This window comes from Arthrobacter sp. CJ23 (genome assembly GCF_024741795.1).
Taxonomy (GTDB): domain Bacteria; phylum Actinomycetota; class Actinomycetes; order Actinomycetales; family Micrococcaceae; genus Arthrobacter.
The window spans coordinates 1,447,672-1,459,457 of record NZ_CP102950.1; the positions used below are offsets into that span (position 1 = coordinate 1,447,672).

Here is an 11,786-nt window from a genome sequence, read left to right on the forward strand (position 1 = left end):
CGAAAATGGGGGATCTAGCCATAGATTTCTGCGGGGAATGGTACGAACCGTCAGATGAGGACGTATTCGACATAGGCCGCGAGGGCGACCTGGAGGTTGACGACAACCCCTACCTGCACCGGCGCTTCCTGCAGATTGCCCGCTACGACGGCATCTGGTGGCTGAGCAACGTGGGCAGCATGCTGTCCGCCACGATCGCCGACGGCACCGGCGGGATGCAGGCCTGGCTCTCGCCCGGGGCGCGGATCCCGTTGGTGTTCAGCCACACGAACGTCATCTTCACGGCCGGGCCCACCACCTATGAGTTCGCCGTGCACCTGAAGACCCCGTCCTTCCGGCAGGAAGCCCGCGAGGACGAGTCTGCCGGTGACACCACCATCGGCCCCGTGGTGTTCACCGATTCGCAGAAGGCCCTGATCGTGGCCCTCGCCGAACCCATGCTGCGCCGCGACGGCACGGGCTTCAGCGCCATCCCATCCTCCGCGGAGGCCGCCAAGCGGCTCGGCTGGGCACTGACCCGCTTCAACCGGAAGCTGGACAACGTGTGCGACAAGCTGGACCGCGTGGGCGTCGTCGGACTGCGCGGGGGCGGCGGCAAACTCGCCACCAACCGCCGTGCCCGGCTGGTGGAGCACGCCGTCACCTCGCACCTGGTCACAGCCGGCGATCTGCATTTGCTTGAAAAGATGAGGGGAGCCGAAGAGGCGTGAAGTTCCGACTGACCCTGCGGCGCGATCCTGCCGAAGCCAAGGACCTCGCCGTCACCGTGGACGGCCGCGCCACCGTGGGTGACATCGCCGGCGAACTGTGGGCGGCCGACCCTGCCCGCAAAGGCACCTCCGCCCCGCCCAGGCTCTCGATCAGGATCGATGAAGCCTTCGTCGCCGGCGGCATGACGGGCAATGTCCTGAACCCCGCGGACAACCTGCTCGAATCCGGGCTGCGGCCCGGCTCCACCGTCTCGCTCATGGAGCTGAGTGAACAGTTCGCGTCGAACGGACACAGCCGCGGTCCCGCGGCGGCGACCCTGCGCGTGATCTCAGGGCCCGACGTCGGGCGCGAGTTTTCGCTGCCGTTCGGCACCAGCTATATCGGCCGGGACCGGGACGCGGACATCCGGCTCAGCGATCCCATGACGTCCAAGCGGCACGCCCGCGTCACCGTCGGCGAGACCGTGGAAATCGTGGACACCAACTCGGCCAACGGCCTGCTCATGGACGGGCTGCCGGTCACCCGGGCCACGCTCGAATCATCGGACAGCGTCACCCTGGGCGACACCACCGTGGGCGTCGTTTCCCTCACCCGGAACCACGGTGCCGCACCCAGTTCGCCCCTGGTGGACTTCAACCGCTCCCCGCGGGTGGTACCCCGCTTCGACTCTCCCAAGCGCGTGCCGCCCGCCGGACCCAAGCGGCCCGAAGACCAGCCCTTCCCGTACATCATGCTGATGGCACCCCTGATCATGGGGGCGCTCATGTTCGCCTTCACGCAGAACCTGCTGTCCGTGGTGTTCATGGCCATGATGCCGATGTTCCTGATCGGCCATTACGTGGACCAGAAGATGCAGAACAAGCGCCGGGCCAAGGAAGGCCACAAACACTTCCAGAGCTCCATGCTGGCGTTCCGCGAGGACATCGACCGGCAACAGAACATCGAACGCTCCGTCCGGCTGCAGGAGGCCCCCTCGGTCAGCGACACCGTGGACGCGGTGTACAAGCTGGGCCCCCTGCTCTGGACCAACAGGCCCGAGCACAGCGGCTTCCTGGGTGTCCGATTCGGACTGGGCACGGCGCCGTCGCGCATTGAATTCGAGGAACCGGGCACCAACGAGACCGAACCACGCTACATGCGCGAGATCCAGGAGTGCCTGCAGCAGGTCCGGGTCATCGAAGGCGTGCCGATCGTGTCCCAGCTGCGGACCTCGGGCTCGTTCGGCGTGGCCGGTGACCGCGGCCTGGTGGACGACGTGGCCCGCGGCATGGTCCTGCAGCTCGTGGGGCTGCATTCGCCCGCGGAACTGGTCCTCACGGCCCTGACCTCGCCCCGTTCCCGGGAACGCTGGGACTGGCTTCAATGGCTCCCGCACGTCGGCTCGGGCCACAGCCCGCTCGGCGGCGACCACCTGGCCGCCGGCCCTGCCGCCGGTGCCTCCCTGTTGTCCCGGCTCGAAGACCTCGTGGAGCAGCGCGAAGCCGCTGCCAAGGCGGCAGGCCCGGCCCTGCGGCCCGGACTGCCCGACGAACACGGCGAGGTGCCGGACCCGCTCCTGCCTGCCGTGCTGGTGGTGGTCGAAGACGACGCGCCGGTGGACCGCGGCCGGCTGACCCGGCTGCTGGAGCGCGGGCCGGACGCCGGCCTCCACGTGATGTGGGTTGCCGCCAACGTCCAGTCGCTCCCGGCCGCGTGCCGTGACTTCCTTGCCGTCGACGGCCACCACGGCACCACCACTGGCCAGGTCCGGCTGGGCCGGCACAGCTACCCGGTCAGCTGCGAGAGCCTCGACGCGGAACTGGCCACCCAGCTGGCGCGCATGATGGCCCCGGTGGTGGACGTCGGCAAGCCGGTGGATGACGAATCCGACCTGCCCCGCGCCGTTTCCTATGCCACGCTCATCGGCAAAGACCTCATGGACAAGCCGCAGGCCGTGGCCGAACGCTGGCAGGAAAACAACTCCGTCCACGCCACCGCGGTGCCCAACCGCAAGGACAACGGAAGCCTCCGGGCCCTGGTGGGGTCCAAAGGCGTGGAGCCCTTCCACCTGGACCTCAAGAACGAGGGCCCGCACGCCCTGGTGGGCGGCACCACCGGCGCCGGCAAGTCCGAATTCCTGCAGTCCTGGGTGATGGGCATGGCCTCTGCCTACAGCCCGGACCGGGTCAGTTTCCTCTTTGTGGACTACAAGGGCGGTGCGGCCTTTGCCGACTGCCTGCACCTGCCGCACACCGTGGGCCTGGTGACCGACCTGTCCCCGCACCTGGTCCGGCGGGCCCTGACCTCGCTCCGCGCCGAGCTGCACTACCGGGAACGCCTGCTCAACCGGAAGAAGGCCAAGGACCTGCTCGCGCTGCAGCGCGAAGCCGATCCCGAGGCGCCGCCCTACCTCATCATCATCGTGGACGAGTTTGCCGCGCTGGCCACCGAGGTCCCGGAATTCGTGGACGGGGTGGTGGACGTGGCCGCCCGTGGCCGCTCGCTCGGGCTGCACCTGATCCTGGCCACGCAGCGCCCCGCCGGTGTCATCCGTGACAGCCTGCGGGCCAACACCAACCTCCGTGTTGCCCTGCGCATGGCCGATGAGGAGGACGCCGTGGACATTCTCGGCGTACCCACGGCCGCATACTTCGACCCGTCCATTCCCGGCCGTGGCGCCGCCAAGACCGGCCCGGGCAGGATCCAGGGCTTCCAGACCGGCTACGCCGGCGGCTGGACCACGGAGAAACCGCAGCGGCCACGGATCGACATCGTGGAAATGGCGTTCGGCTCCGGTCCCAGCTGGGAAGCACCCGCGCCGGTGGACGCCGTCAAGGAAGAACCGGCCGGGCCCAACGACATCGCCCGGATGACGGCCAACATCATCCGCGCGGCCGACTCGCTGGGCATCGAACCGCCCCGCAAGCCATGGCTCAACGAACTCGCCACCACCTACGACTTCTCCAGGCTGCCCAACCCGCGCACCGATGAGCGCCTGCTGCTGGGCGTGGCCGACGATCCGGCGCACCAGGACCAGCCCACCGTGTTCTACGAACCGGACAAGGACGGCAACATGGCCGTCTACGGCACCGGCGGCTCCGGAAAGTCGGCGGCGCTGCGCGGCATCGCCATCGCCGCGGCCGTGACGCCGCGCGGCGGGCCCGTGCATGTCTACGGCATCGACTGCGGCTCCTCGGGGCTGAAGATGCTCGACGGCCTGCCGCACGTGGGGGAGATCATCAGCGGCGACGACGTGGAACGCGTGGGCCGCCTGCTGCGCTGGCTCAAGGACGTCGCCGAGGACCGTGCCGCGCGCTTCTCCGATGTGCGCGCCTCCACCATCGTGGAGTACCGCAAGCTGGCGAACCGCCCGGACGAGAAGCGGATCTTCATCCTGGTGGACGGCATGTCAGCCTTCCGGGAAGGCTACGAATACAGCCGCCTGTCCGCGCTGTGGGACATCTTCCTGCAACTGGCCACGGACGGCCGGCCCCTGGGCATCCACCTGGTGGTCAGCGGGGACCGGCCGAACTCCGTTCCGGCCTCCCTGCTGGCATCGATCCAGCGGCGGCTGGTCCTCCGTCTGTCCTCCGAGGACGACTACATGACCCTGGACGTGCCCAAGGACGTGCTCAATGCTGCCTCGCCGCCGGGGCGCGGCCTGCTGGGCGGCCTCGAGGTCCAGCTGGCCGTGCTGGGCGGCAACTCGAACCTGGCCCTGCAGGCACGGGAGCTGAGCAAGCTCGGCCAGGCCATGCGCCGGCAGGGCCTCGAAGCCGCGCCGCAGATCCAGCGGCTGCCCGAACTCGTGGGCCTGGACATCCTGCCGGCCGGCACCACGGACCAGCCGGTCATCGGCGTCGACGACGACACCCTGGGTCCCGCGTCGATCGTGGCCAAAGGCCCGCTGCTGCTGGCCGGGCCGCCCGGCGCCGGACGCACCACGGCCCTCGTCACCCTGGCCCATGCACTGCGGCGTTCCAACCCGGGAACCGAGCTCATCTACCTCGGGGCGCGCCGCTCCGCGGTCGGCTCCCTGGACATCTGGAGCCGCTCGCTGGTGGGCGCGGACGCCGTGGCGGAGACGGTGGAAGGCTTGATCGAACACTCCACGGAGCACCCGGGAACCATCGCCATCTTCATCGAGGGCCTCACGGAGTTCACGGACACCCTGGCCGAATCCGGCGTGGGCCGCCTGGTCACGGCGTCCATCAAGGCCGAGCAATGGGTGGTGGGCGAATCCGAAAGCTCCACCTGGTCCCAGGCCTGGTCCCTGTCGCAGCCGTTCAAGTCCGGCCGACGCGGCCTCCTGGTGAACCCCGGGGACATGGAGGGCGACAGCCTGCTCAACACCTCGCTGGGCCGGATCAGCCCGGACTTCATCCCCGGCCGCGGCTACATCGTGGGCCGCGGAAAGGTCCGCAAACTGCAGATCGCGCTGCCGCCGGAAAACGGCCGCTGACCGTCTCCGGGGCCCGCTTGCGGCGGGTCTCGGGGGGAGGCAGGAACCGGGTCCCGGGGCCCGCTGCTGCCGGTCCCGTTGCCGACGGCTGCCTGGATGGATTTGCGAAGGCCGGGTGGGCTGTAGGAAAATTCCGGAAACACCCCCAACTTTGGGCGACCCAACCGCCAGCCGAGGTACCCATGATCCGTCGATCTTCCGCACCCTCCGCCGCCGCCCGGCGCACTGTGCTCTCCGTACCCCTCGCCGGTGTTGCGCTGGCCCTATCCCTGTGCGCTTTCCCCGTGGTGGCCGCGCACGCCGAACCGGCCTGCCCGCCAGGAACGGTCTGCATCCCCACGGTCCCGGGAACCCCTTCGGAAAGCCCCACCCCGGATCCTGCACCGCAGCCGGCCGAGAAGCAACGGCCCACCGTCTCTCCCGAGCCTCCGGTGGTGACACAGCCGCCCGCGCCTGTGGTCCCGGTGGCCCCGCAGCCCACGCAGACGCCGGAGCCTTCCGCCACCGCGGAGGAAACGCCCTCACCGGAACCCACCACCACGGAGACCGCCACGTCGTCGGCCACGCCCTCGTCCACATCCAGCCCCTCGGTGTCGTCGAACTGGAACACGCCCATTGAGGACGGCAAGACGAAGGCACAGGCCGCCACGCTGGCGTCCGACAACGGCAACGGCCCCAACATGTTCGGCCTGTTCGCAATCATGGGCGGCGTGCTGCTGGTAGGCCTCGGCGGCATGGGCTTCGCACTGTGGATGCGTAACCGGGTGGCATCCCACTGACGCTGGCCGCCGGTCAGCAGTGCCCGACGGCGTAAGTCACCGACGGGGGCGCCAAGCAGTTTGAATGTCGGCCCCGTGCGGCAAGATAGGACTGTGAGCACAGCAGAAATCGCAGATCCGGCAGACACGAACCCGTCCGAGGCATTGCGGGACGAGTACCAGAACCTGGCCGATCTGGTCCGCAAATACCGCTACGCCTATTACCAGGAGGACGCCCCCACGGTGTCCGACGCCGAGTTCGACGAACTCTACAGGCGCTTGGAGGAGCTCGAGGCGCTGCACCCGGAGCTGGTCTCCAACGACTCGCCCACCCAGGAAGTCGGCGGCGAGGTGTCCGCGGCCTTCGCCGCGGTGGAGCACCTGCAACGGATGTACAGCCTGGAGGACGTCTTCTCGCTGGAGGAGCTTGAGGCCTGGGTTCGCAAGGCCGAGGCCTCCGTGGAAAAACTGGGCTCCACCGTCCCCGCCATCTCCTGGCTCACCGAACTGAAGATCGACGGCCTCGCCGTGAACCTCCTCTACCGCGACGGCATACTGGTCCGTGCCGCCACCCGCGGCGACGGCACCACCGGTGAGGACATCACCCACAACGTCCTCACCATCAAGGAGATCCCGCGCCAGCTGAGCGGCACGGGGTACCCCGCCGAAGTCGAAATCCGCGGCGAGGTCTTCATCCCGTCCAAGGCGTTCCTCGAATTCAACGAGGCACTGGTGGAGGCCGGCAAGGCGCCGCTCGCGAACCCCCGCAACGCTGCCGCGGGTTCCCTGCGGCAAAAGGACCCCGCCGAGACCGCCAAACGCCCCCTGAGCATGTTCGTCCACGGCATCGGGGCACGCTCCGGGCTGGAGGCCCTCAGCCAGTCCGATACCTACAGGCTGCTCGCGGACTGGGGGTTGCCCGTGAGCCCCTACCTGCAGGTCCTGGATTCCCTCGAGGCCGTCCTGGGCTTCATCAAGCACTTCGGCGAACACCGCCACGACCTCCTGCACGAGATCGACGGCATCGTGGTCAAGATTGACGACTTCGCCACACAGCGTGCCCTCGGCTACACCTCCCGTGTGCCCCGCTGGGCCGTCGCTTACAAGTACCCGCCCGAAGAAGTCCACACCAAGCTCCTGGACATCCAGGTCAATGTGGGCCGCACTGGCCGGGTGACACCGTTCGGGGTCATGCAACCGGTCAAGGTGGCAGGCTCCACCGTGGAGATGGCAACCCTCCACAACCAGGACGTGGTCAAGGCCAAGGGCGTGATGATCGGCGACATCGTGGTGCTCCGCAAGGCAGGGGACGTCATCCCGGAAATCGTTGGCCCCGTCCTGGCGCTGCGCGACAAGCAGGACCCGCCGGTGCGGGAGTTCGTCATGCCCACGGAATGCCCGTCCTGCGGCACGCCCCTGGCCCCGGCCAAGGAGGGCGACATCGACATCCGCTGCCCCAACGCACGCTCCTGCCCCTCACAGCTCCGCGAGCGCGTGTTCCATGTGGCCAGCAGGGGAGCGTTCGACATCGAGGCCCTGGGCTGGGAGGCAGCCATTGCCCTGACGCAGCCCGCGGAACCCGAAACCCCGCCGCTCACCAGCGAAGCGGCCCTCTTCGGCCTCAACCGCGAGATCCTGGCCGACGTCATGATCCTGCGGGAGAAGCGCTCCAAGGGCGCCGGCACGGGCACCTTCGAGCTGGTCCCGTACTTCTACACGAAGGCCACCGCCAAGACCCCGTCCAAGCCCACTGCCACCACGGAGAAGCTCTTCGCGGAACTGGAGAAGGCCAAGACGCAGCCGCTCTGGCGTGTGCTGGTGGCGCTGTCCATCCGGCACGTGGGCCCCACGGCGTCCCGGGCCCTGGCCACGGCCTTCGGCAGCATGGACGCCATCCGCGAGGTCGTGGACCGTGACGACGCGCAGAAGGTGCTGGCGGACATCGACGGTGTGGGTCCGATCATCGCCGAGGCACTGGTGGAGTGGTTCACCGTGGACTGGCACCGCGAGATCGTTGACAGCTGGAAAGACGCCGGAGTCGTGATGGCTGACGAAGCCCATGCGAACACCCCGCGCACGCTCGAGGGCCTCACCATCGTGGTCACCGGTACGCTGCCCACCCTCAGCCGGGACGAGGCGAAGGAAGCCATCATTGTCCGCGGCGGCAAGGCGGCGGGATCTGTCTCGAAGAACACCAGCTACGTGGTGGCAGGGGAGAACGCCGGCACCAAGCTGGACAAGGCCGAGCAGCTGGGCATCCCCGTGCTGGACGAGGACGGTTTCCTGGCCTTGCTGGCGGCCGGGCCGGCGGACGCCGCCGCAAGCGGCGAATCTGCCGCCGATGCGGCGTCTGAAACAGCGGTCGCCGAATGACCGAGGTACTTGAGCTGCTGGCCGTCGCCAAGGCAGCCGCCGCGGCCGGGGCCGCCGTGCTTGCCACCCGCTCCGAGGCCACCGCCACATCCGGCGGTTCCGGCGGTTCCGCCGACGCCGTTGCCGGCGGCCTGGGCATCGTCAACAAGGGCGACGCCGGTGACTGGGTCACGGCCTTCGACATCGCGGCGGAGAACGCCGTACGCGGGGTGATCACGGCAGCCCGGCCACAGGACATCATCACCGGGGAGGAACACGGCACCACGCGGCCGGAGAGCCCGTCCGGCTACCGCTGGTCCATCGACCCGCTGGACGGCACCACCAACTTCATCCGCAACATCGTCTACTACGCCACCTCGGTGGCGGTGGCCGACCCCGACGGCGTGTGGCAGGCCGGCGTGGTGCATGCCCCGGCGCTGGGCCGCGTCTACTCGGCTGCCCGCGGCCACGGGGCCTGGCTTGAAGAGGCCGGCCGCCGCACCCGGCTGAGCGGTCCCGTTCCTGGCCGCACCGGGCTCATCGTGGCCTCCGGCTTCAGCTACGACCCCGCCACCCGGGCCGACCAGGCAGCCGGGCTCGCCGGCATCATGGACGGCTTCGCGGACCTGCGCCGACTCGGCTCTGCGGCCCTGGACCTGTGCATGGTGGCCGACGGAACCCACGACGCCTACGGGGAGCGGGGCCTGAACGAGCACGACTACTCGGCCGGTGCGCTCATCGCCGAGGAAGCCGGCTGCTGGGTGCGCACGCCACGGATGACCAGCCCGCTCGACGGCGGCCCCAGCGACGAAGACCGCCTGGCGGCCTGGACCTGTGCCGGGACCCTGGAACTCTCGGGCAAGTTCCCGCTCTAGGGTCAAGGGCCGCCGGGGCGTCAGGCGCCCGAGCCCAGGTGAGTGAGCGCCGGGGCGGCGGCGTAGCGGTTGGCCGGGCGGGCCAGGCCGTAGTGTCCGCGCAGTGTGGAGGCCGTGTACTCGGTGCGGAACAGGCCCCGATGCTGGAGGATCGGCACCACCTGGTCCACGAATACCTCAAGCCCGGAGGGGAGAACGGGCGGCATGATGTTGAAGCCGTCGGCCGCCCCGGCGTGGAACCAGTCCTGGATGGCGTCAGCCACCTGTTCCGGCGTCCCGGAGAAGGTGCGGTGGCCACGGCCGCCGCCCAGCCGCCCGATCAGCTGCCGGACCGTGAGCTGTTCACGGCGGGCCAGTTCGACGACCAGCGTGTAGCGGCTCTTGGCGCCTTCGATCTGGTCCTCAGTGGGGAGGTCCGCCGGAAGCTGCCGGTCCAGGGGGAGGTCCCCGGGGTCCACCCGGAGCGTGCGCGCCAGTTCGATCCGGGCATACTCCGGCTTGATCAGCTCGTCCAGTTCGCGCTCCAGTTTCAGGGCCTCGGCCTCCGTGGCGCCAATGACAGGAACAATGCCCGGCAGGATCTTGATGCTCTCCGGATCGCGTCCCGCGGCGGCGGTGCGTGCCTTGAGGTCCTTGTAGAAGGCCTGGGCATCCGCCAAGGTCTGATGCGCGGTGAACACCGCTTCGGCGTACCGTGCCGCAAGGTTTTTGCCGTCTTCCGAGGACCCTGCCTGCACGATCAAGGGGTGCCCTTGCGGTGACCGGGGCACGTTGAGGGGGCCGCGGACCCGGAAGTGCTTGCCCTCGTGCTCCACAGCCCGGATCCTTTCGGCGTCACCCCACACTCCTCCGGCCTTGTCCGCCAGCACGGCGTCGTCTTCCCAGCTGTCCCAGAGCTTCTGGGCGACGTCGATGAACTCGGCGGCGCGCTCGTAGCGTACGGCGTGCGCGGGCTGGTCGTCCACGCCGAAGTTGCGCGCGGCGTCCGGTCCCGCAGTGGTGACCACGTTCCAGCCCGCGCGGCCGCCGCTGACCCAGTCCACGGATGCAAAGCGCCGCGCCAGGTTGAAGGGATCGTTGTAGGTGGTGGAGGCCGTGGCAATGAGGCCGATGCGCTCCGTGGCCGCGGCGATGGCCGTCAGCAGCACCGTGGGTTCCAGCTTTCCGACCGGCCGCCGGCCCGCGTCGCCAAACAGCACGGGGGAGTCCGCGAAGAAGATGGAGTCCAGTTTCCCGCGCTCGGCCGTGCGGGCCAGGTGCTGGTAGTGCGCCACCTTCGTGGACGCACGAGGATCGCTTTCCGGAAGGCGCCACGAGGCCTCGTGGTGGCCGGTGCTCATGAGGAAGGCGTTGAGGTGGAGGATTCGCTGTGGATTGCTCATGGGGGTCCTTTCTGGGTTCCTGGCCGCCAATCAACCACGGCTGCGCGGCCCAGCGCCAGCGCCCCGAAACCTTCCCGCAACAGCGCGAAACCGGGCTTCACGGCGCGCAACGGGACTCCATGCGACGCCACGGGAGGCAACACGAAGAGCAGCCCGGCGGCCCCGGAACACACAAGGTGACGCAACAATCCGCCGTCGGGGGTTACCGCCCTCCAACTGATAGATCGGTCACCATAACCCCGCTTTCGCGCGCCCGGCACGCCAGGCACCACTAGCATTGATAAGTGCATTCGCAGATTACTGTCCGTCCCGCCCTGCCCGAAGACTACGAGGCCGTGGCCCGCATCACCATGGATTCCTACGTGACCGCCGGCTACTACGGCAGCGCGGACCACCCGTATCTGCTCAAGCTCCAGGACGTGGCCGGGCGCGCCGAAAACGCCGACGTCTTTGTGGCCGAACGGAATGGGCAGATCGTCGGTTCGGTCACCTCGGCCCCCGCCGGCGGCGACTTCAGCGACATCGGACTTGAGGACGAACTCGAAATGCGCACCCTGGTGGTGGACCCGGCCGTGCAGCGCTCCGGCGCCGGACGCGCCCTGGTCCAGGCCGTCGTCGAGCAGGCCCGCTCCCTCGACGGCATCAACGCCGTCTCGCTCACCACCGGTGCCACCTGGGAAAGCGCGAATGCCCTCTACGCCAAGACCGGCTTTGACCGCGCACCCGAACGCGACTGGTTCGTCCCCGGCACCGACATAAAGCTGTTCGTTTACAGGCTCGAGCTCCAGCAGCAATAAAGTTTCCCTCGTAAACCCCGGTCATCAGACCGGGCGCAGCGACAGGAAAGGCGCGGCATGCGCAAGACATTCGGCTCGGGTTCGGTCTGGGAACAGACCCTTGGCTACTCCCGTGCAGTCCAGGTGGACAACACCCTCTTCATTTCCGCCACGGCAGCCTCGGGCCCCGATGGCATCGTCGGCGATGACTTCTACTCGCAGACCAAGTACATCCTCGAAAAGCTCGGCGCAGTCCTGGAAGAAGCCGGCTTCTCGTACGAGGACGTGGTCCAGTCCAAGCTGTACCTGACGGACATCAGCAAGTGGGAAGACGCCGGCCGCGCGCACGGCGAGGTCTTCGGCGACATCCGCCCCACCCTCGCCCTGGTGCACGTGCTGCCGTTCCTGGACCAGGAAATGCTGGTCGAGATCGAGCTCGTCGCCCAGAAGAGCGCCAGCTAGAAACTAAACCCCGCGAACTGGCAGCAGGT

Annotated in this window: 8 protein-coding genes; 7 read left to right on the forward strand and 1 reads right to left on the reverse strand. The window is 68.7% G+C overall.

Going from position 1 to position 11,786, the window contains the following annotated elements:
* The first annotated feature begins 5 nt into the window (after nt 1-5).
* The 5 genes from NVV90_RS06385 to NVV90_RS06405 all read left to right on the forward strand — a co-directional run bounded on the left by NVV90_RS06385 (nt 6) and on the right by NVV90_RS06405 (nt 9,137).
* The gene (locus NVV90_RS06385) at nt 6-710 is read left to right on the forward strand and encodes a hypothetical protein (protein ID WP_258440352.1); all 705 of its coding nucleotides are present in this window, start codon (nt 6-8) and stop codon (nt 708-710) included.
* The gene (locus NVV90_RS06390; protein ID WP_258440353.1) at nt 707-5,152 is read left to right on the forward strand and encodes an FtsK/SpoIIIE domain-containing protein; all 4,446 of its coding nucleotides are present in this window, start codon (nt 707-709) and stop codon (nt 5,150-5,152) included. The genes NVV90_RS06385 and NVV90_RS06390 overlap by 4 nt, the downstream gene beginning before the upstream one ends.
* A gap of 182 nt (nt 5,153-5,334) precedes the next feature.
* On the forward strand, nt 5,335-5,931 hold the full coding sequence (locus NVV90_RS06395; RefSeq protein WP_258440354.1) for a hypothetical protein: 597 nt from the start codon (nt 5,335-5,337) through the stop codon (nt 5,929-5,931).
* Nucleotides 5,932-6,024: 93 nt separating this feature from the next.
* Nucleotides 6,025-8,283, forward strand: coding sequence for an NAD-dependent DNA ligase LigA (ligA, locus tag NVV90_RS06400; protein WP_258440355.1), 2,259 nt, complete (start codon nt 6,025-6,027; stop codon nt 8,281-8,283).
* Nucleotides 8,280-9,137: an inositol monophosphatase family protein gene (locus tag NVV90_RS06405; protein WP_258440356.1), complete on the forward strand. Its 858-nt coding sequence runs from the start codon at nt 8,280-8,282 to the stop codon at nt 9,135-9,137. The genes ligA and NVV90_RS06405 overlap by 4 nt, the downstream gene beginning before the upstream one ends.
* A 20-nt stretch (nt 9,138-9,157) precedes the next feature.
* Here NVV90_RS06405 and NVV90_RS06410 read toward each other — a convergent pair whose 3' ends face one another.
* Nucleotides 9,158-10,519, reverse strand: coding sequence for an LLM class flavin-dependent oxidoreductase (locus tag NVV90_RS06410; RefSeq protein WP_258440357.1), 1,362 nt, complete (start codon nt 10,517-10,519; stop codon nt 9,158-9,160).
* Between the two features lie 284 nt (nt 10,520-10,803).
* Between NVV90_RS06410 and NVV90_RS06415 the strand changes: the two genes are divergently transcribed.
* Nucleotides 10,804-11,316, forward strand: coding sequence for a GNAT family N-acetyltransferase (locus tag NVV90_RS06415; RefSeq protein WP_258440358.1), 513 nt, complete (start codon nt 10,804-10,806; stop codon nt 11,314-11,316).
* 57 nt (nt 11,317-11,373) lie between these two features.
* Nucleotides 11,374-11,757, forward strand: a complete 384-nt coding sequence (locus NVV90_RS06420) for a RidA family protein (protein WP_258440359.1) — start codon at nt 11,374-11,376, stop codon at nt 11,755-11,757.
* Nucleotides 11,758-11,786 lie beyond the last annotated feature (29 nt).

Bases quoted from the DNA above. Each gene is read 5' to 3' on its own strand.
- NVV90_RS06385 (WP_258440352.1), top strand. From the start codon at position 6: ATGGGGGATCTAGCCATAGATTTCTGCGGGGAATGGTACGAACCGTCA.
- NVV90_RS06395 (WP_258440354.1), top strand. From the start codon at position 5,335: ATGATCCGTCGATCTTCCGCACCCTCCGCCGCCGCCCGGCGCACTGTG.
- NVV90_RS06405 (WP_258440356.1), top strand. From the start codon at position 8,280: ATGACCGAGGTACTTGAGCTGCTGGCCGTCGCCAAGGCAGCCGCCGCG.
- NVV90_RS06410 (WP_258440357.1), bottom strand. From the start codon at position 10,519: ATGAGCAATCCACAGCGAATCCTCCACCTCAACGCCTTCCTCATGAGC.
- NVV90_RS06420 (WP_258440359.1), top strand. From the start codon at position 11,374: ATGCGCAAGACATTCGGCTCGGGTTCGGTCTGGGAACAGACCCTTGGC.